The organism is Gordonia amicalis NBRC 100051 = JCM 11271 (assembly GCF_000332995.1).
GTDB classification, from domain to species: Bacteria; Actinomycetota; Actinomycetes; order Mycobacteriales; family Mycobacteriaceae; genus Gordonia; species Gordonia amicalis.
The window spans coordinates 24,984-45,488 of record NZ_BANS01000051.1 but is presented as its reverse complement, the minus strand read 5'-3'; the positions used below and the strand labels follow the sequence as shown (position 1 = coordinate 45,488).

18 protein-coding genes are annotated in these 20,505 nt (G+C 67.1%); 13 read left to right on the top strand and 5 right to left on the bottom strand.

Translation table 11 applies throughout. From position 1 onward, the window contains the following. Positions 1-139: 139 nt before the first annotated feature. The 4 genes from GOAMI_RS20145 to GOAMI_RS20130 form a co-directional block, all read right to left on the bottom strand. Positions 140-649 (bottom strand): TIR domain-containing protein, encoded by a 510-nt coding sequence (locus GOAMI_RS20145; RefSeq protein ID WP_006438441.1) that lies wholly within the window; start codon positions 647-649, stop codon positions 140-142. Between the two features lie 474 nt (positions 650-1,123). Further along, positions 1,124-4,462 (bottom strand): ATP-binding protein, encoded by a 3,339-nt coding sequence (locus tag GOAMI_RS20140; protein ID WP_006438440.1) that lies wholly within the window; start codon positions 4,460-4,462, stop codon positions 1,124-1,126. Continuing rightward, positions 4,459-5,352: a DUF4194 domain-containing protein gene (locus GOAMI_RS20135; RefSeq protein ID WP_006438439.1), complete on the bottom strand. Its 894-nt coding sequence runs from the start codon at positions 5,350-5,352 to the stop codon at positions 4,459-4,461. Before GOAMI_RS20135 ends, GOAMI_RS20140 begins: the two co-directional genes overlap by 4 nt. After that, positions 5,349-6,869 carry a DUF3375 domain-containing protein gene (locus tag GOAMI_RS20130; protein WP_006438438.1) on the bottom strand — a complete coding sequence of 507 codons (1,521 nt, stop codon included), beginning with the start codon at positions 6,867-6,869 and terminating at the stop codon, positions 5,349-5,351. The genes GOAMI_RS20135 and GOAMI_RS20130 overlap by 4 nt, the downstream gene beginning before the upstream one ends. Positions 6,870-6,994: 125 nt before the next feature. On the opposite strand from GOAMI_RS20130, the gene GOAMI_RS20125 reads away from it, so the two are divergent. Beyond that, positions 6,995-8,110 carry an alpha/beta hydrolase gene (locus tag GOAMI_RS20125; protein WP_006438437.1) on the top strand — a complete coding sequence of 372 codons (1,116 nt, stop codon included), beginning with the start codon at positions 6,995-6,997 and terminating at the stop codon, positions 8,108-8,110. A gap of 10 nt (positions 8,111-8,120) precedes the next feature. Here the strand turns inward: GOAMI_RS20125 and GOAMI_RS20120 are convergent, their stop codons facing one another. Next, positions 8,121-8,807 carry a ZIP family metal transporter gene (locus tag GOAMI_RS20120; RefSeq protein ID WP_006438436.1) on the bottom strand — a complete coding sequence of 229 codons (687 nt, stop codon included), beginning with the start codon at positions 8,805-8,807 and terminating at the stop codon, positions 8,121-8,123. A 754-nt stretch (positions 8,808-9,561) separates the two neighbouring features. Here GOAMI_RS20120 and GOAMI_RS20115 point away from each other — a divergent pair. From GOAMI_RS20115 to GOAMI_RS20060, 12 genes are all read left to right on the top strand, one after another. Further along, on the top strand, positions 9,562-10,086 hold the full coding sequence (locus GOAMI_RS20115) for an MSMEG_0572/Sll0783 family nitrogen starvation response protein (protein WP_005195025.1): 525 nt from the start codon (positions 9,562-9,564) through the stop codon (positions 10,084-10,086). Between the two features lie 127 nt (positions 10,087-10,213). Next, positions 10,214-11,113, top strand: coding sequence for a carbon-nitrogen hydrolase family protein (locus tag GOAMI_RS20110; protein ID WP_006438435.1), 900 nt, complete (start codon positions 10,214-10,216; stop codon positions 11,111-11,113). Then, on the top strand, positions 11,106-11,618 hold the full coding sequence (locus GOAMI_RS23675; RefSeq protein WP_006438434.1) for an MSMEG_0570 family nitrogen starvation response protein: 513 nt from the start codon (positions 11,106-11,108) through the stop codon (positions 11,616-11,618). Before GOAMI_RS20110 ends, GOAMI_RS23675 begins: the two co-directional genes overlap by 8 nt. Beyond that, positions 11,615-12,901, top strand: a complete 1,287-nt coding sequence (locus GOAMI_RS20100) for an MSMEG_0569 family flavin-dependent oxidoreductase (RefSeq protein WP_006438433.1) — start codon at positions 11,615-11,617, stop codon at positions 12,899-12,901. The genes GOAMI_RS23675 and GOAMI_RS20100 overlap by 4 nt, the downstream gene beginning before the upstream one ends. A gap of 35 nt (positions 12,902-12,936) precedes the next feature. Then, positions 12,937-13,992 (top strand): MSMEG_0568 family radical SAM protein, encoded by a 1,056-nt coding sequence (locus GOAMI_RS20095; protein ID WP_006438432.1) that lies wholly within the window; start codon positions 12,937-12,939, stop codon positions 13,990-13,992. 1 nt (position 13,993) lies between these two features. Continuing rightward, entirely contained in the window at positions 13,994-15,520 is a 1,527-nt protein-coding gene (locus tag GOAMI_RS20090) for an MSMEG_0567/sll0787 family protein (protein ID WP_006438431.1), read from the top strand. A 52-nt stretch (positions 15,521-15,572) separates the two neighbouring features. After that, positions 15,573-16,466, top strand: coding sequence for a carbon-nitrogen hydrolase family protein (locus tag GOAMI_RS20085; protein ID WP_006438430.1), 894 nt, complete (start codon positions 15,573-15,575; stop codon positions 16,464-16,466). After that, positions 16,463-17,617 carry an MSMEG_0565 family glycosyltransferase gene (locus tag GOAMI_RS20080; protein ID WP_006438429.1) on the top strand — a complete coding sequence of 385 codons (1,155 nt, stop codon included), beginning with the start codon at positions 16,463-16,465 and terminating at the stop codon, positions 17,615-17,617. Before GOAMI_RS20085 ends, GOAMI_RS20080 begins: the two co-directional genes overlap by 4 nt. Further along, positions 17,614-18,585, top strand: a complete 972-nt coding sequence (locus GOAMI_RS20075) for a DMT family transporter (RefSeq protein WP_006438428.1) — start codon at positions 17,614-17,616, stop codon at positions 18,583-18,585. Before GOAMI_RS20080 ends, GOAMI_RS20075 begins: the two co-directional genes overlap by 4 nt. Beyond that, positions 18,582-18,992, top strand: coding sequence for a nuclear transport factor 2 family protein (locus GOAMI_RS20070; RefSeq protein WP_006438427.1), 411 nt, complete (start codon positions 18,582-18,584; stop codon positions 18,990-18,992). The genes GOAMI_RS20075 and GOAMI_RS20070 overlap by 4 nt, the downstream gene beginning before the upstream one ends. Continuing rightward, positions 18,992-20,026 carry an LLM class F420-dependent oxidoreductase gene (locus tag GOAMI_RS20065; protein WP_006438426.1) on the top strand — a complete coding sequence of 345 codons (1,035 nt, stop codon included), beginning with the start codon at positions 18,992-18,994 and terminating at the stop codon, positions 20,024-20,026. The genes GOAMI_RS20070 and GOAMI_RS20065 overlap by 1 nt, the downstream gene beginning before the upstream one ends. Further along, the gene (locus tag GOAMI_RS20060) at positions 20,026-20,493 is read left to right on the top strand and encodes an SRPBCC family protein (protein ID WP_006438425.1); all 468 of its coding nucleotides are present in this window, start codon (positions 20,026-20,028) and stop codon (positions 20,491-20,493) included. Before GOAMI_RS20065 ends, GOAMI_RS20060 begins: the two co-directional genes overlap by 1 nt. Positions 20,494-20,505: the final 12 nt, after the last annotated feature.

Below are 20,505 nucleotides of genomic sequence, written 5' to 3'. Positions count from 1 at the left end.
CCCCTCTGATAGGCAAGCGCCCAACAATGAAGTTAATCAGTTCGAGGATGATTGCCAGAACCCCGACCGCCGAGAAGGCCAGGACAAGGAACCATCGCCAGAAGCGCAGGGTCCGCAGATCATTCAATAGGTCTCGCATTTAGAGCCCGAGATTCGCGTATGTCTCCGGTTTGTAGAAATGCGGACCTTCTTTTCCGCTAGCCAAATAATTTGGGGCGTAGTTGTCGAGAGCATACATGATGATCTTTGGTTGAAATGAGACAGACAGCGTGTAGTAGTTGGCATCCAATAATGGCGCGGGTATAAAGTTCTTGTCGATGTTGCGATCGCCATCGAGATTCGCGACGACGACCGGGAGATCGAATTCGATCATGACTTTTATTTCATGCGCAAGGAAGGAAACTCCGTCCCCGCCCTTCTTCTTAGCAGAGCTACTACCCAGAAGAACAACCTGCTTGGCGTTCTTCATGCGCTCCCGAAGATTTCGCTTAATCGTCTCAGGCTGGCTGGTATCCAGAGAAATGAACAAGTCGTGCGCATCATAGAAGGAAAAATCGATATTATTGTTGTCGCGCCATGCCTCCATCAAGCGATACTTTCCGATGTCCTCGCTGGCGAAAGCCACATACGTCTTATTTCGATAGCTCATCTACATCCTCTTCGCTCTGGGGCAGTCCAGTTGATCTATACATGCATGAGTCTATGTTGCAGGTCTGACATCGCCAGGAACGGAGAGCCCATCCAGCAGCTCGTCTGGTGTCGTATCCATAGCCGACCTCGAAGCTGGTCGCAAATTGCCCAGACGGAGGAGTATAGATCTGACGTCTTCAGTGCCAAGTGAGGAGTTCCTCCTTCGTCGATCTGCGCGGCCAGCAGACACGCACGTCTACCGAACCTCGTGTGGCCCGGATGTTCGTAAGGTTCTCAGACATGGTCCGGGCTGACTATGGAGACACGACCGCATGGCACGGGGTTGGTTCGATTGGACGACAAGGTATGACTTAGGGCGTCGTCACCGGCCCGAACTATCGTCAGCGCACGCGACGCTCGGTTCCAGAACATCGAGAAACAGACGTCCCGCACTAGGGAGTCTCGAGCCAACGCATGTGCACTGATGCGGCAATCAAACAGCCAACTGACTCCCCGACCGCCGCAACTCCGAGAACGCCTTGATCGTCGTTGACGTAGCCGTAGCAACCGGCCGCAACTCCGGCCCGACCTCCGTCTTCGACACCATCACCACGTTGTCCACATACGGCTGGATCGTGCTGGTGTTCTGCACTGTGGCGACGATGATCAGCTGGAACCCGAACTTGCGGAACGCCGACAGCGCTTGCTGCGCGAACTGAGGGTCGGACTTGGAGAACGCCTCGTCGAGCATCAGCTGGGCGAAGATCGGCCGGTTGTCGTTGCCGTGCGGGCTGGCCAGGTTGAAGCTCAGCGCACCGGCGAGACAGAAGGCCATCAGCTTCTCCTGCTCGCCACCGGAGTTGTCGCCGGCGTTGGAGTAGGTGCGGATGGTCTCGCCGGTCTCGGCGTGGTGCTCCTCGCAGTAGAAGTCGAAGCGGTTACGCACGTCGAGGGCGTCGCGCGTCCACTGGCGGTCCTCCGGGGTGTTGCCGGCGAGGCGTTCGCGCAGCAGCAGGATGTCGGAGTACTGCTCGAGGATGGCCTGCTCGTCGCCGAAGCTGACCGCCGTTGCGCGGTTGGAGATCTGGCGGGCCTTCTCGGTCAGCTCCTCCACCGCGGCGAGCTTCTTACGACCTGGGACCAGCCGCAGGCGCGTGCCGCGGTTGAACGCCACCGCACCCAGGCCGGTGTTGACGCGCTCGATCTGCTCGACGATGCGTCGTTCCTCGGCGTCGGCCGCCATGTGCAGGCCCAGGATCGCGCCGGGTGCCTGCTCGGTGATCAGGCGGCGCATCCGCTCGTAGGCCGACGGCAGCTCGCGCTCGTCGATGCGGCGGCAGACGGCGACATAGTCGTGGATGCGTTCGTCGAAGTCGTCGCTGTCGTTGGGGATGGCGTCGGGGAACTCCTCGTCGTAGGTGTCGAGGATCCGGGCCAGCTCGTCGCGGGAGCGTCGGGCGTCCGACCGCATGCGGTCGCGTTCGCGGCCGGCGGCCTTGACGATCTCCTGGCGGTACGGCTCGGGGTTGAGCACGTCGAGGGTCGCCGAGAGGTCCTCGCGGAACCCGTCGAGAGTCTTCTCCGCCTGTGCGGGAACGTCTTCGGGCTTCAGTCGGTCGATGAGGTCGAGCAGCTGGGTCCGACGCTCGTCCTGGCGGGCGATCTTGTCCTTGACCAGCGCCGCCTGCGAGATCGCGTGACGCACCTGCTCCCACAGGTCTTCGGCCTTGCGCTGCAGCGCCTCGACGTCGGGGTTCTCCTCTATGAGGAGGTCGTACTGGTCGGTGAGCTGGTCCACGCGATCGTCGACCGAGTCGACGTCGATCTCGTTCCACTGCGTGAACTGCTCACACACGCGGCGGTAGGCGTCGCGGCGTCGTTCCTTCGCGGAGCGTTCGCGGTCGAGCTCGGCACAGTCCTCGCGGGCGTCCTCGAAAACTCTTTCTTCGTAGGCGAGTTCGTCGCGAAGTGCGGTGATCTTCGATTCGACGTCGCCGACGAAGATGTACTGGGACCGGCGCAGCTGCTGGCGGTCGTCCTTGACGGCCAGCTTCGCCGAATCCTTACGCAGACCCTGATCGGTGACCGCCTTGGCGTACTGGGAGAACTCCCCCGGGTTGTCGACGCACATGTGGTTGCCGAGCTTCGCGAGGACAGTCATCGCCTCGGCGGCACACGGATGGCCGGGGTCGACCGAACGCAGCTTGGACGCCAGGGTGCCCGGCTCGACGACGGGCATCGGGCGGGTCTCGGCCTGGTGCAGCTGGATCCGGCCGCGCATGTCGTGCGAGTTGACGAAGCGCAGAGCGGACCGGAAGTGCTTGTCCGGTACGAGGAGTCGCAGACCGGCGTTGCGCAGCACCTTCTCGACGGCCAGGCGCCAGCGTTCCTCGTCGGGGTCGAGTTCGACGAGCTCGGCTACGTACTTCAGCTCGGACTCGTCGATCTGCAGCGCGTGCGCGATGACCCGGCGCATCTCGTGTTCGGTGCGCGGCAGCGCGGAACCGGCCTGTTCGACGCGGCCGAGCTCTTCCTGCGCGGTGTCGCGGCGGCTGCGGGCGGCGACCTCGCGGGCGAGCGCCTCGGCGTAGTGGGCGCGGCCGGCTTCGAGCTGGCCGTCGATCTTGGTGGCCTCCTCGATGAGCTCTTCGCGCAGCGACCAGAAGCCCTCGGCGTTGGTCGGCGGACTGAAACCGAGCGCGGAGACCTTGTCTTCGTAGGCGTTTCGTCGGGCGGTGACCTCGGTGCTGAGTTTCTGTGCGCCGCCGAGCTGTTCGCGCAGCGGGGCGAGGTCGCCAGTGGACGTGGCGATGCGGGCCAGCAGCAGGCTGTGGTCCTGGCGCAGCTGGTCGTGCTGGGTGGTGAGCGCGGCGAGATCGCCGTCGAGGCGGGTGATCTGGTCGTCGAGGTCGGCGACCTCGGGCTGCGCGTTCCGGATCCGCAGGTTGTTGACGTAGCTGCGGATCGTGGTGCTGTCGATGGTGTCGAGGACGCTGAAGGTGGCCGACTCGCTCGCGTACCGCTCGTGGACTTCCTCGATGTTGCCGAGGATGGTGCGCTTGCGGCGCGCGACGTCGAGCAGCTCACGGGCCTCGACGAGCGGGTCGATCTGCTCGAGGGCGTCGGAGATGCCGACGATGGACGTCGGGGCGTCGAGCATGAACTCCCGCACGAACTGCGCGAGACCGCCGACGCTCTTGAGCGACTTGGCTTTTCCGAGGAGCTGCTGCGCGGCGTCGGAGCCGCGGATCCCGATGAGCGAGTACAGCGTCGAGAGGTACTTGCCCTCGCCGGGTCCGCCGCGCCAGCCGCGGTCGCGGAACTTGGCCGAGTTGTAGTTGGCCACGGCCCACTCGTTGCAGGCCTCGACGATGTCGGCGTCGCCGTCGTAGATGAAGTACGAGCTGTGCGCGTCGGTCATCTTGCCCGCGGCCAGCCACTTGAGGACCAGACCGGTGATGGCGGTGCCGGACGTTGAGGTGTAGGTGACCGCGATGGCCGCCCACGCCGGGCCGGTGCCGCGCAGGTACATGATCTCGCGGTGCGCGTTGGTGCCGTCGCGCCGCTCACCCCACGCGCCGCGCACGTACTTGCCGACGGTGCGCTTACCGCTGGACGAGCCGGCGGCGGTGGCGTCACCCGAGGCGTTGAAGTTGCGGCGGTGGTCGGGCAGGAACGCCAGCGAGATGGCGTCGAGCAACGACGACTTACCCGAACCCGACGACCCGGTGATCAGAGAACCGTTGGAGCTGAACGGGATCGAGTGATACCCGTCGAACACGCCCCAGTTGATCAGCTGCAACCGGGACAGGTGGTACTGGTCGACGCTCACCAGTCGTCTCCTTCGTCGTCGCCGTACGCATTCTCGGCGTCGTCGGGCTGGGTGGGTTCGTCGGCCGCACCCTCGGGCGGTTCCTCCCCCGTGTCGCCGGAGCCGATGAACTGCTCGAACTGTCGCTGCAGATCGGTGATCACCGACGCCGTCATCACCGCGGAGATCACCGGGCTGACGGTGAACGTGTCGGCGTCGTCGCGCTGCTTGCGCAGGAATTCGAGCTCTTCCATCTTGTCGATGGCGCGTTCGATGCGCTTGTCGAAGAGCGCGAGGTCGCGGTCGATGGTGTTGGTGACGCCGGCGAACAGCTCGTGGATCTCCTCGCGGGTGATCAGCGCATCCTCGTCGCGCGCGGCGCGGATGTACTTGGCCAGATGCAACGCCAGGATCGCGTCGTAGGTGTGGACGGTCTCGCGCTTGAGAATGCGACGGCCCCAACGAGAGTCGTAGCCAGCCTGCTCGACGAAGGCGACCTGCAGTTCGTCGACGAGGCGGAGGCGAAGGTCGAGCTCGGACAGGCGGATCCGCAGGACGTCCTGGTACTCGGACACCCACGACCACAGCTGCGGCTGCCGGTCGCCGCTGACGTAGCGGCGGGCCAGCAGGTTCTGCAGCGCCCAGCAGGCACGGTCGGGCATCTCGCTGACGTCGCCGTCGAAGCGGGGTGCGCTCGGGGCGTGCGAGGTGGCGCGGTTCGCGACGGTGGGGAGATCGTCGAAGCCGGCGAACTCGTCAGGGGTGCCCTTCGAGGCTCGCTCCGCTCGCACCTCAGGGAGCGAGGGGGCGGCCGCTGCATGCGCCTCTGGGAGCGAGGGGGCGGTCTCTGCTTGCACGTCAGGGCCCTTCGAGGCTCGCTGCGCTCGCACCTCAGGGGGCAAAGATGTCATTCGGCGTCGACCTCCGCAGTCGGAATCGGTTCGGTGAAGGTGAGGTCGGGGACTTCGATGGCGTGGTCCTCCCCGAGGAGGGACCGGAAACGCACGGTGGTCATCGGTACCTTCTCCCCTGCTGCCAGCTGTTTCTGCGCCCAGGACCACAGCACGATGACGTGCGCGAGGTACGGCTCGTCGAGGCCCTCGATCACCTCGGTAAGCGGGACGGGTCCGGCGGCGACGGCGTTGTTGACGGTCTCGGTGAGCTCGACGGTGTCGACCTGGCCGGTCATCGAGGCGAAGGCGGTCAGATCGGCGTCGGCGCCACCGGCGGGTAGCGCCGGTGCGGGCGGAACGTGTTCGCGGATCTCGAAGGCGAGACGGCCGATCGAGTTGAGGGCCGGGGCCGCCAGCGGCAACTCGTAGCCGAGGCGACGGTCGGCGAGCGAGGACTTGAGCAGGTCGTTCGCTGTGGCCAGAGCGTCGTTGAGCTGACGGGCCAGACCACGGCTCTGCTCGAGGGTGCCGGACGCGACGAAGCGTCGGATACGACGGGCACAGCGCTGGCGGGTGCGGCCGACCTCGGCCATCTGCTGGGTGACCAGCCCGAAGAAGTTGTCCATCACCGATCGCAGCCCGGCGTCCATGCCGGGGAAGTTCTCGATGATGGTGTCGATGTCGGTCTTGAGGCGGGCGCGGCGCTCCGGGTCCTGGATCATCTGGCTGAACGCCTGGTACGACGCCGACTGGGATGACTGCAGGAGGGCTTCATAGTCGTCGAAGAGCTGTCGCTGACGATCGCGGTAGGCGAGGTCGGAGTCGCCCGGGTCGTCGAGCAGCGCGGTGGTGATGCGGTCGAGCATCGTTCCGTACTGGCCGATGTCGGAGATGATCTGCTCCATCTGGTAGCCGATGGCGCGGGCGGAGTCCTCGGCGACGCGGAGGTCGACCGGTGGGCGGCGGCCGGCGTCGAGATCGGCGAGCTCGGCGTCGAGGTCGGACATCTGTGCCTCGAGCTCGAGGCGGATGGTCTCGGGGTCGTTGCTGACCTGTCCCGCGACGCGTCGGAGTTCGGCGGCGATGCCGGTGATCGAACCGCCGGTGGCGATCGAGTCCTCGCGACGCTGGCGGCGCATGAAGTCCAGGACCGAGCGGGCCTCGCTGGTCAGGTGACAGAGGTTGGGCGCGTCGGGGTCGGAGGTGTCGGTGACACGGTGCAACCAGCCCTGACGGGCCCAGAGTTTGACCAGTTCGAGGCCGGTCGGCTGGTCGTCGGTGAGGTCGAGTTCGGCGAGGTCGCGTTCGAGGCGCATCGTCAGCTCGACCTCCGACATCTTGGTGCCGTAGTCGAGGTGACGTTCCATCAAGGTGACGTAGAGCGCCGAGTTGGTGGCAGCGAAGAGTCGTACGGCCGCCGACTTCTGCAGGGTACGGTTCGCTTCCAGCGCTTCACCCAGCGTGACCTGCACCGATTCGGTCGGCGCGACAGCTCGCCCGGTCTCGCGCTGAGCCGGGAAGGCAGAAATCTCCATTGCCGCCTCACGGGATCTCGGGGACTACGGGACCCGCGATAGTCTGCCACGTCCCCCCGGCGGGACCCCAGTCCGGTGGGTCGCGTGTCCAGCCGGTCCGCGTGTGCGTCGCTACGCTGAGCGTCATGGTGATGGCTGATCGTCCCGAGGTCGAGACCGCATCCGGACCGTTGACGACGCTGGCCGTCGTCGGGCTGGCGCAAAACATGCTCGGCGGGCTCGCGCGCGTGCCGTTCAAAAGGCCGTGGTCGGGGCCGGCGGGCCTGCTCGACAACGTCGGGCAGGCTGTCACACGCCAGTCGATCCGGGCGTTCATGGGCTATTCGATGGGTCTGCCGATCGAGGAGTTCCGCTCGATGGAGAAGATCCTCGACCAGATCTGCCGGGTCGTGATGCCGCCGTTCGTCGAGTTGACCGACGGCGTCGAACTGACCCAGGACACCATCGGTGGCGTTCCGGGTCTGTGGTGTCGTGCGAAGGCGAGTACGGACGCCTACGTCGACGAGGACGAGGAGAAGCAGGAGATCGGGGCGACGATCCTGTACCTGCACGGCGGTGGGTACATCGGGACGTCGCCGATCATGTACTCGGCGTTCGCGTCGTCGCTGGTGCGGATCACCGGCTTCGAGGTGTTCATCGCCGACTATCGGATGGCACCCGAATTCCCGTTCCCTGCAGGAGTTCTCGACGCCGCGGACGTTTACCAGGCCCTCCTGGGACGGGGCGTGACCCCCGAACACATCATCGTGGCCGGGGATTCAGGGGGCGGTGGGCTCGCAGCGTCGCTCGTGGCGCATCTGCACTCGAAGGGACTGCCCAAGCCCGGTGCGCTCGCGTTGTTCTCCCCCGAGATCGACCTCGACCTCGACCACCCGTCGATCACCGAGAACGCCCAGTACGACGTGCTGCCGTGGAACATCCCGGTGACGCCCTACCTCCACGGAGTGCAGCCGAACGACGCACGCGTGTCGGTGATCAACGCCGACCCGGATCCGGAGTGGTTCCCACCGACCTTCGTCTGCTGGGGTGGCGACGAGATGTTCCGCGACGGGATCCGTGAATTCGCAGCACGGTTGGAGGACTCCGAGGTGCCCACGCACGCGATCGAGGAACCGGGGATGTTCCATGTGTTCCCGATCCTCATGCCGTGGGCCGAGGCATCGAGGAAGGTCTTCCGGGCGCTGCACGATCTCGCCCAGGGCAACGTGGCCAGCGACCCGGAGGCGACGCAGACGCACTGAGGTCGTCGACTCAGCCCAGGACGAACGCGAGCAGGAAGCCGGCCGCGGTGGCCAGCCCCACCCACCAACCGCCTTCGCGGTAGGCCTCGGGCATCAGGCCGGTGGCGAGGACACCGAGGGTCGCACCACCGGCGAAAGCCTGGACGATGCTGATCGCGGTCGGCGAGATGGCGTCGGCGACCGCGTAGCCGCCGACCGTCACCGCGACGAGGATCGCGGCGGTCACCACCCACATCACGAGCGCGTACCGCGGAGACATGTCGTGTTCGCGTCTCATCAACGACGCCCCGCTCACCGCCTCCGGGACGTTGCCGACGGCGATCGCCACCACCAGGACGAGCGAACCGCCGGCCGTGAGCGACACACCGAGGGCGGTGTTCTCCGGGACGCCGTCGAGGAAGACTCCCAGCATCAGCGCTGGACCGATCGCGCGTGAACCGAGCCTGGTTTCGACGAGGTGGTCGGCGACGACGTACACCGCGGTACCGAGGAACAGCGTCGCCCCCGCAAGTCCGATACCCGCCTGTTTGAAGGCCGGGACGAACAGTTCGGTGGAGACCGCCGCGATCATCGTGCCCGCGCCGAACGCCATGAGTGTGGCCAGGACTCGCGACGGCAGATCCCAGCGGAGACCGATCGCGGCGCCGATAGCGATGGGCACCGCGGTGACGAGTCCGTAGAGGAGAGCGGTCGGCATGGGTAACATGCTTGCGCCCGGCCGGCGCGGTGGGTGGGCGCGACACGCGTCGGGGTGACCTCGATACGCGGCGTCATCGCTCCGCTCGGTCGGCGCTACTCGGCCAGCAGGGGGATGCGGCGTGACCTCGATACGCGGCGTCCTCGCTCTGCTCGGTCGGCGCTACTCGGCCAGCAGAAGTAGCGCTACTCGGCCAGCAGAACCTACTCGGCCATCAGAACCTACTCGGCCATCAGGGACGGTCGTCGCTACACCGCCAGCGGAGCGGGGCGCAACGTCACACGGATCGGCCGACGGTGGGTTGTGTCGCCAGGATGGGCGACGTCGACGGATGGTTACGGTGCCGTAAGGGTCGGATTCGTCGGGAATCCGTGAGGAACAGGTCACAGAATTGCGGATCCCTCGCTCGACCTGGCGAGACGCAGAGGATATGCTGAGTTACGTCCGATGAACCGGTCAGACCCCCGACCCGACCGGTTCATCGGACATTTTTATTGGCGGACCCACGCTCTGTCTCGTCGAGCCGACGAGCCGCCCGCTCCGGCGAGCGTCGTGTTTCGCAGATCAGCCATCCATTTATTCCAGCGGTAACCACCCGGTAATCGTCGACCGGTGAACTGGTTCTCGTAGCGATCAGCTACTCGATGAGATCGAGATCTTCCGATCTGCCGCTCTTGGGCAATGATGCCCGATCCGCATTCGTCTCACACGCCGAGCCGCCAGGCGCCGTCGTCTCGCCATTCCAGGAGTCCTTGTGCCCTCTTTCGACGAAACCATCACCGAGAACATCGCCGCGTCGCTGGCGGAGATCCCGCATCCCTCACTTCCCAAGGGGTCCAACATCTATGGCGGCACCAAGATCTTCCCGGACTACCAGGCCGAGGACGGGGAAACGTACTTCACCCTGGTGCACGGCATCGCCCATGAGTCGTCGGTGTCGTTCGTCGCGGTCCTGCAGGCGACTCGCGCGTTGCGCAAGGGATTCGAATCAGCCATGTACTTCTATGGCCCCGGCGCCATCAATTGCCTTGCCACACGAGGCTTTCCGACGACCGGCGACTCCGGCTTCCCCGGTGAGCAGAACATCAACAACGCGCTCGAGACCTTCATCTCCGAGGGAGGCACCGTGTTCTGCTGCCGCTTCGGCCTCGCGCTGCACGGTGGCCGCGAAGAGGACCTGATCGAGGGCGTCATCCCGGCGCACCCGCTCGACGTCCAGGACGCCATCATCCACTACGCGCGCAAGGGCGCGATCATCAACTCCACGTACATGGTGTGAGTGGTTTCGATACGGCTCGTCGCTAGCGCTCCTCACCTACTCAACCAGCAGAGGGCCACTCGTCGCTAGCGCTCCTCACCCACTCAACCAGCGAGATACTTCCACACCACCAACCCTGGGAAATCCTATGACCACCATCGGATCCGTCGCGGCCAACTTCACCCGCGATCTCGAACAGAACTACGCGACGATCGAACAGTATGTCGCCCAGGCGCGGGCTCGTGGCGTCGACTTCCTGGTCTTCCCGGAGGCGGCGATTGGCGGGTACCTGTCGTCGCTGGGGAACCACGGCGACACGCGTAAGAACAGTGCACGGTCGCTGCCACCGGCGATCTCCCTGGACGGACCCGAGATCGCACGGGTGCAGTCCATCGTCGGAGACCTGGTGGTGGCGATCGGGTTCTGCGAACTCGGCGAGGACGGTGAGACCCGCTACAACGCGGCCGCCGTTCTCGACGGGCACCGGATCTACGGCAGCTACCGCAAGGTCCACCAGCCGCTCGGCGAGAACATGTCGTACTCGTCGGGTGACGGGTACGGAGTGTTCAACACCCCGGTCGGGCGGGTGGGCCTCCAAATCTGTTACGACAAGGCCTTTCCCGAGGCCGCACGCATCATGGCCCTCAAGGGCGCGGAGATCATCGCCAGTCTCTCGGCCTGGCCGGCCGCCCGCACCGCGACCGCGGAGAACCTCCAGGACGACCGATGGACCTACCGATTCAACCTCTTCGACACCGCCCGCGCCCTGGAGAACCAGGTCTTCTGGGTGGCGTCGAACCAGAGCGGGACGTTCGGGTGGTTGCGGTATGTGGGCAACGCCAAGATCGTCGACCCCGGCGGCAACATCCTCGACACGACGCTCCTCGGCAGCGGCCTCGCCGTTGCCGACGTGAACATCGCCGACAGCTTCACCGCCATGCGTGCCGGCATGTTCCATCTGCGGGACCGACGACCCGAGGTCTACGGACTGCTCACCGACCCAGAGAACGCCGACGACCTCGCCTGGCGGGACCTCGCTCATGCCTGAGATGACCGTCCAGGTGCGGTGGCCCGACGGGCAGTTCCGCCAGTACTACTCCCCCAGTCTCGTCCTGCACGACCATCTCGCGCCGGGCTCGTATCGCGTCGACGACTTCCGGTCGCGCGCGACCACCGCCCTCGAGGAGGCCAGCGCACGCGTGCGCGCCAAGTACGGCTTCGCGTGTACGTCGGCCGCCGCGTCTGCCGAGGCGATCGCGGGCGATGCTGCGCGACATGCGGATTCGGCGGAGGTCGAGGTCGTCTCGATGTACCCGCCGTTGCCGGGCGCGGAGGTTTCGACGCGGGGCGTCGCTTCGCTCCGACCCGACTCAACCAGCAGCGGGGACCGGCCCGACCCCTCGCTCCGACCCGGCTCAACCAGCAGCGGGGACACGGGCGTCACCGCCGACACGGGTACCTACGGCAGCGAGGACAGGCGCGACCCCTCGCTCCGACTCGGCTCAACCAGCAGCGAGGGCGCCGTGCCGCTCAGCACTGAGGAGGACTCATGAGCGCGAACACATCTGCGGCACACGTACCGGTCGTCGTCATCGGCGGCGGTCAGGCAGGCCTCTCGGTCAGCTGGTACCTCGGGCAGGCCGGCGTCGAGCATCTCGTCGTCGAAGCCGAGACCGCCGTCCATGCGTGGGCCGACAAGCGTTGGGACAACTTCACTTTGGTGACGCCCAACTGGCATTGCCGTCTGCCCGGATATGCCTACGACGGGCCGGAGCCCGATGGGTTCATGACCCGCGACGAGGTCGTGACGTGGCTGGAGGGGTGGCTGCAGACTTTCGAACCGCCGCTCGTCGAACACACGCGGGTGACCCGCCTGCGGCGGCTCGGTGCCGACCGCTTCGAGGTGACCCTCGACGGTCCGGACGGCGTCACCTCCGTGACATGCGATCAGGCGGTCGTCGCGACCGGCGGTTATCCCCTCCCCGTGATCCCGCCGTACGCGTCGGCGCTCGACCCGGCCGTCCATCAGATCCACTCCGAGGAGTACTTCAACCCCGAGCAGCTGCCCGACGGCGCGGTCCTCGTCGTCGGGTCCGGGCAGTCGGGCACCCAGATTGCCGAAGACCTGCACCTGGCCGGGCGACAGGTGCACCTCGCGGTCGGCAATGCGCCGCGGGTCGCACGGTTCTATCGCGGCCGGGACTGCATGACGTGGCTGTCGGACATGGGGCTCTACGACACCCCGACCCAGGAGTACCCCGGCGGCCGTGCCGCACAGGAGAAGACCAACCACTACGTCACCGGCCGCGACGGTGGTCGCGACATCGATCTACGACGCTTCGCGCTGGAGGGCATGCAGCTTTACGGCATGCTCACCGACGGCAAGGATTCGATGCTGCGGTTCGCGCCGACGCTGACCGACGCACTCGACAAGGCCGACGCCGTCTACAACTCCATCTGCTCCGATATCGACCGCCACATCGACACGCTGGGGATCGACGCACCGGAACCCGCACGGTACGAACCGGTATGGGCACCGGACACGGACCCGGCCGAACTCGATCTGATTGCAGCAGGCGTCACGTCGATCATCTGGGCCATCGGGTACCGACCCGACTACCGGTGGATCGAGGCCAGCGCCTTCGACGGTGGGGGTCGACCGATGCAGACGCGCGGGATCACCGAAGTCCCCGGACTCAGCTTCGTGGGGTTGCCGTGGATGCACACCTGGGGTTCCGGACGCTTCCTCGGCATCGACCGGGATGCGCGGTACGTGGCCGAGCACATCGTCGACGCTCTGGACCAGAATCGCCCGCGGTTGGCGGCGGCGCAGTAGATGCTCCACACCCGGCACGACACCTAGGAGTACCCATGACGGTATCGACACGAGTTGACCTGGCACTGCTCGGAATTCGGGGAGAGCCGCCGGTGCAGCGGACCGGCGGCGCCGGACCCAGCGACGACGGCCACCTCATGATCGACGGTCTGCACGCCGCGATCCCGCGGAACCCGCAGAGTCCGTTCGCCTTCGACGGCGAACGCGTCCTGTACGACGGGGTGGACGTCGGTATCGAGGTCGAGGCGATCGGGCGCCCACGGTTCTACGACCTCCAGACCGCCGACGGCATCAGCTACGAGAAGATCGCGCGCCTGCACGGGCGGAACGTCCTCGCGACGACGGTGGTCCAGACCTGCATCCGGTACGACGAATCGGAGCGGTGCCGGTTCTGTTCGATCGAGGAGTCGTTGCGGTCGGGGTCGACGATCGCGGTGAAGAAGCCGGATCAGCTGGCCGAGGTCGCCCGTGCCGCAGTGGAACTCGACGGCATCACGCAGATGGTGCTGACCACGGGCACCACGAACGGCCGCGATCGCGGGGCCAGACACCTCGCCCGTTGCGTCCGCGCGATCAAGGCCGCGGTCCCCCATCTGCCGATTCAGGTGCAGTGCGAGCCGCCCGCCTATCTCGCGGTCCTCACCGAACTGCGTGAGGCGGGCGCCGATGCGATCGGCATCCACGTCGAATCTCTCGACGACGACGTGCGGCGTCGGTGGATGCCGGGCAAGTCATCGGTCTCCATGGCCGAGTACCGCGCGGCCTGGACCGAAGCGGTGCGCGTGTTCGGACGCAACCAGGTGTCGACGTACCTGCTCGTGGGACTCGGTGAGGACACCGACGAGATGATCGCCGACGCCAAGGAACTCGCCGACCTGGGCGTCTACCCGTTCATCGTGCCGTTCCGACGACATGCGGGAACCCTGGCTGTCGACGTCGACGACGCGCCGGCACCGGATCCGGCGATCGTGGAGAAGATCAGCCGCGAGGTTGCCGCACATCTCACTCTGATCGGGATGGCCGGAGCCGACCAGCGGGCCGGCTGCGCCGTGTGTGGCGCATGCAGCATCCTGCCGACGGTGGGTGGCTGAGATGGAGAGGTCCTTTCGATACGCCCCTCCGCAAGCTCCGGGGCTACTCAAGGAGCAGGGATCTTCCGCTCCGCAAGCTCCGGGGCTACTCAAGGAGCATAGGCCTGCTGAACTCTCGATCCTTGCCGGTCGACGCCGCGTCGCCGCGCGACCGGACTTCCTGATCACGGTCGCCGACACCACCACCGAGCACGCCGCCTACCGAGCGATGCGACACCACGAATTCGTCGACAGGCAAGGTCTTTTCGCACACTCCGACCTCGACGACACCGACGACGACCCGCGCACGGTGGTCCTCGTCGCGACGCTTCCGGACGGTTCGATCGCCGGTGGCGTTCGCGTGGCTCCCGTCCGGTGGCCCGGATCGTCGGACACCGAGGACATCGGCTGGTGGTTCGGCAGCCGTCTCGTGGTCGCCGACCCCGGGCACGCAGCCGGGATCGGTCCGGCGCTGGTGCGAGCGGCGTGTGCGCACATCGAGCAGCAGGGCGCGCTGCGTTTCGACGCGACCGTGCAGGACCGCTATGCACGCATGTTCCAGCGACTCGGCTGGGAGGACTGCGGCGAGGGTCCCGTGATCGCCGGGCAGGCGCATCGGGAGATGCGGTGGGCGATCCACCGTATCCAGCGGACTGTGGACGGCACCAAAGCGGTTCTCGCCGAGGCGCTTGCACCGTTCACCGAGCAAGACGGTGGACTCGGTGCGGCAGGTTTCCGCGGCGACGACGGCGTCCCGCTGCCCGGCACCGATGTGATCGCGGCCTGCGACGCGATCATCCCGTCGATGATCGAACGCGACCCGGAATGGGCGGGATGGTGTTCCGTGCTGGTCAACATCAACGACCTGTCGGCGATGGGGGCGCGACCGATCGGACTGCTCGACGCCGTCGGTGCGCCCACTACCTCTCATCTGACGCGCATCATCCGCGGCATCTCCGATGCGGCACGCGCATGGCAGACGCCGGTTCTCGGGGGTCACACGCAGGTCGGCGTGCCGTCGGCGCTGTCGGTGACGGCATTGGGCACCACCGGCCGTCCGCTGCGTGCCGGTGGCGGCGCGGTCGGCGACACGGTCACCCTGCACGCGGACCTCGGCGGGTCCTGGCGCCCGGGCTATCACGACCGGCAATGGGACTCGACGAGCTCGCGCAGCAGTGACGAACTCTGTGCGATGGCAGGTCATCTCGCGAAGGTAGGACCCGCGGCCGCGAAGGATGTGAGCATGGCCGGGATCGCCGGGACACTCGGCATGCTCGCCGAGGCGTCGGGCACCGGAGCCGAACTCGACGTGACCGCCGTGCCGCGGCCGGACGCGGCGTCGACGGGTGCGTGGCTGACCTGCTTCCCCGGATACGCGATGCTCAGTACGGACCGACCGGGTCGTCGTGCTGATGTGCCGGCCCCGAGCACCGTCTCGATCGTGGACTGTGGACGCCTGACCGCAGAGCCGGGCGTGCGGCTGCGGTGGCCCGACGGCGCGGTGACGGTTGCGGTGGCCTCCACGGTGACCGGGCTGGGGGCCGCGTGATCCGACCTCGCGTGAGCCCTTCTCCGGACGGCCCGCCCGGTATCGTTCGACCATGAGCACTGTCACCCTCGGTGCTCTCGCCGCGCACTTCGGCCGCGACGTGGAGCGTGGAGTGTCCAAGGCCGTCGGCATCGTCGAGGCGGCCGCGCGAGACGGCGTCGACCTGCTCGTCTTCCCGGACGCCACGCTCGGCGGATATCTCGGCGACCTGCGTAATCCCGACCCCGACGAGCTGCCCCCGGCGCTGGATCCCGACGGACCCGAGCTGGCCGCGATCGTCGCCGCCGCGGGCGACACAACCGTGTGCATCGGCTACACCGAGGCCGACGGCGACAAGCACTTCAACACCGCTGTGTGCGTGTCCGGCGACGGGATTCTCGGCACCCACCGCAAGGTCCATCAGCCCGCCGGTGAGTCCCTGGCCTACGCGGCCGGTGACCGGTTCCGCTCTTTCGACACCCCGGTGGGCCGGATCGGCATGCTCATCGACTACGACAAGACGTTCCCGGAATCGGCACGCACCCTCGCCCTCGACGGCGCCCGGATCATCGCTGCCCTGTCCGCATGGCCGGCGAGCGTGACCGACCGTGCCGCCCGGCTACCCGCCGACCGCCAGTCACGACTGTTCGACCTATACGACTGCGCCCGCGCCGCCGAGAACCAGGTGTTCGTCGTGTCGTCGAACCAGACCGGCGTGATGGGCTCGCTGCGGTTCCTCGGACAGGCCAAGGTCGTCGGCCCGGGCGGCGAGATTCTCGCCACCACGCGCTCCAAGGGCGGGCTGGCCACCGCGACGGTCGACGTCGACGCGGAGATCGACCGTGCCCGCCGCGTGCTGAACCACCTCGCCGAACTGCGACCGGACTCCTACCGAACAGACACATGTAAGGCCGTGACAGGTCCGGCCGGGACCTCGCAGACCGGGTCGATCGCGGACCTATCATGACCCGTGTGGACTCCCCCTCGACGCGCGTCGCCCTGCTGACCTACTCCACGAAACCCCGTGGGGGCGTGGTCCACACGCTGAACCTGGCGGAGGCGATGGCGCGACTCGGCGTCGACGTGACGGTCTGGTCGCTGGCGCGCGGCGGTGACGACGGGTTCTTCCGCGAGGTGGATCCGGCGGTGACGCTACGGCTCGTGCCGTTCGCAGATCGCGAGAACGAGACGATCACCGACCGCATCATGCGGTCCATCGCCACCCTGCGCGACGCCTTCGATGCTCGCGACTACGACATCGTGCATGCCCAGGACTGCATCAGCGCCAATGCCGTCGGGACGTGCATCCGCACGATCCACCACCTCGACCAGTTCACGACGCCGATCCTCGTCGAATGCCACGAGAAGGCCGTCGTGAATCCGTATGCGCGGATCTGTGTGTCGCGGGCGGTCGCCGACGAGGTGCGGCACGGCTGGGGGTTCACCCCGGAGGTCATCCCGAATGGTGTTGCGTACCAGAGGTTCGCCGACGCCGCGTCGGAAGCTGCCGAGGCGGTGGAAGCACGTGATCGGTGGACCGAGAAGCTCGGTGAGTACGTGCTGGCCGTCGGGGGGATCGAACCGCGCAAGGGCAGCATCGACCTGCTGGACGCCTATGCGCTGCTGCGAGAGCGGCATCCGGAGCTGTCTCTCGTCTTCGCAGGCGGCGAAACGCTGTTCGACTATCGGGACTACCGCGCTGAATTCGACCGTCGCCGTGCCGAACTCGACGTCGAGCCGATCGTCCTCGGCAACGTGCCCGACGACGAGTTGCCGTCGCTCGTCGCGGCGAGCCGGGTGTTCGCGTTCCCGTCGGTCAAGGAGGGGTTCGGGCTGGCGGCGATGGAGGCGCTTGCCGCCGGACGACCCGTCGTGACCCGAGAGTTGCCCATTCTCCGAGAGGTGTTCGGCGACACGGTGACCTATGCGTCGACGGCTCCCGAGCTCGCCGATGCACTGGCCAAAGCACTGACGCCCGACCCGGCACGCGTCGACGCCGGGCGTTCGCTGGCCGCGTCGTTGACGTGGGAGGACGCGGCTCGTCGTCATATGGAGTTCTACGCCCGGCACCCGCTGCCCCGGGATCCGATGCCCGCGCAGCTCGACGCGCGCAGATGAGCGCCGCCGAACGCACCGGGATTCTCGCGGTGACGCTCACCGCGTTCCTGTGGGGGACGTCGGGGACGGTCGCCGCACTGGCGCCCGCGCTGAGCGCGGTCACGATCGGTGCCATCGCCATGGCCGGCGGAGGGTTGCTCCAAGCCGCGATCAACGTCCGCGCGGTCCGTGCCGCGTGGCCGTCGTTGATGCAGCGGTGGCCGACCGTGCTCGCGGGCGGCGTATGCGTGATGATCTACCCGCTGTGCTTCTACGGCTCGATGCGCATCGGCGGCGTCGCGCTGGGCACCGTGGTGTCGCTGGCGTCGGCGCCGTTGTTCTCCGCTGTGATCGAGCGGGTGGCCGAGGGTCGAATGTTCACGAGGCGGTGGATCGTCGCGTGTGCCCTGGGCATCGCCGGCAGTGTCGCTCTCGCGCTGTCGCGGAGCGAGTCCTCGCACGGAGACACCGTCGCCGACAGCAGTGCGTCCGCCTGGGGTGTCGTGCTCGGCTTGGGGGCTGGTGCGACCTACGCGGGCTTCTCGTGGGCGATGCGACGCCTGATGAACCAGGGAGTCACCCGCGGGGCGTCGGCCGGTGGCGTGATGGGCCTGGGCGGGGTGCTGTTGCTGCCGGTGGTCGCGGTCTGTGTGCCGTCGGTGGGCGATCATCCGGAAAGCCTCGGTGTCCTCGCGTACCTGGTCGTCGTGCCGCAGTTCCTCGGCTACGTGCTGTTCAGCCGCGGGCTGGGACGGATCGACAGTTCGACCGCCACCACCATCACCCTCATCGAGCCGGCCGTTGCCACCGTCCTCGCGGTGGTGGTGCTGTCCGAAGCGATCACCGCGATCGGCTGGACGGGCATCGGCGTACTGGCCATGGCGCTCGTCGTGTTGATGGCTCCCGCGCGGCGTCGGGGATCCGTTAGCGTCGAGCACAGCAGTTCGCACAACGGCGCCCCTGCCGTGGACGAGGAGGTCGATGCATGAAGCAGTTCCGAGAGGCCGTCGAGGCGCGCGACGAGCAGGCGATGCGAGACCTGCTCGCCGATGACGTCGTCTTCACCAGCCCGGTCGCGTTCAAGCCGTACCCGGGCAAGGCGATCACTTCGGCCATCCTGCGGGGCGTCATGCGTGTCTTCGAGGACTTCCGCTACGTCCGGGAGATCAACGACACCGGGGGTCGCGACACGGCGCTGGTCTTCGAGGCCACGGTCAACGGCAAGGGCGTCACCGGGTGCGACTTCATCCACGTCGACGACGACGGCAAGATCGACGACTTCATGGTGATGGTCCGGCCGCTCTCGGGTGCGCAGGCCCTCGCCGAAGCCATGGGGGCACAGTTCGACCAGATCGCGGCCGAGGCCGCAGCCGAGACCGCCGGAGGAACCAACTGATGAAACTCGGTCTGCAACTCGGATATTGGGCCGCGCAGCCGCCGGCCGGTCATGCCGACCTCGTCGCCGCCGCCGAACGGGCCGGTTTCGACTCCATCTTCACCGCCGAGGCGTGGGGATCGGATGCCTACACACCGCTGGCGTGGCTCGGGTCGTCGACGAGTCGTGTCCGGCTGGGCACCTCGGTGCTGCAGCTGTCGGCGCGCACGCCGACCGCGTGCGCGATGGCTGCGCTGACCCTCGACTATCTGTCCGGCGGCCGGCACATCGTCGGACTCGGAGTGTCCGGGCCGCAGGTCGTCGAGGGTTGGTACGGGCAGAAGTTCGCCAAACCGCTCGGCCGCACGCGTGAATACATCGACATCATGCGTCAGGTCTGGGCGCGGGAGGCCCCGGTCACCAGCGCCGGACCGCACTATCCCCTGCCGTACAACGGCGACGGGGCGTCGGGATTGGGCAAGCCGCTCAAGCCGATCACCCATCCGCTGCGTGCCGACATCCCGGTCATGCTCGGCGCCGAGGGACCCAAGAACGTCGCCCTCGCGGCCGAGATCGCCGACGGCTGGCTGCCGCTGTTCTACACACCGCGCATGGCCGACACCTACAACGCTTGGCTCGACGAGGGTTTCGCCAGGCCTGGTGCGCGGCGCAGTCGCGAGGACTTCGAGATCATCGCGACCGCCCAGATCGTCATCACCGACGACCGGGCCGCGACCTACGCCGCGATCAAGCCCTTCCTCGCGCTGTACATGGGCGGAATGGGCAGTGAGGACACCAACTTCCACGCCGAGGTGTATCGCCGTATGGGGTACTCCGACGTCGTCGACGAGGTGACGAAACTGTTCCGCTCGGACCGCAAAGAGGAAGCCGCTCAGATCATTCCCGACGCGGTGGTCGAGGACTCGGCCATCGTCGGCGACCTCGACCACGTGCGCGAACAGATCAAGGTGTGGGAGTCGTCCGGTGTCACCACGATGCTGGTGTCGCCGCGCACGGTCGAGGAGATCGATCAGCTCGCCGGCCTCATCAGCTGATGCTGTCCCCCGCCCGGTTCACGATCTTCGACGACGTCGTCGCCTTCTCGACGCCGCCCGCGGACACGTTCGACTATCTCACCGACCCGAGGAATCGGCCTGCGTGGCAGTCGAGTCTGCGACGCATCGACGACCTGCACGTGATCGGCGACCGGGCGGGTGACGTCGGCACCAATTGGACCGACGTCACCATCGTGCCCGGGGTGTCTCCACGGTTGGAGGTCACGGCCTGCGAGCCTCACCGTTTGTGGCGGGAGGTCGGTGGCTGGCGGTCGGTCGACGCGGTGCTCAGCCTCCGGTTCGACGAACGAGCCGACGGCGGCACGGATGTCCGTGCGGAGGCGACGCTCACCGTGCCGGTGATCGGTGTTCCGGTGCTGGCGGTGAACCGGTGGCCGGCCGCACAAGCGATCCGTGCCGACCTCGCCCGCGCTGCCCGTATCGTCGCCGACCACGGCGGTCGGTGATCGTCGGGCGCT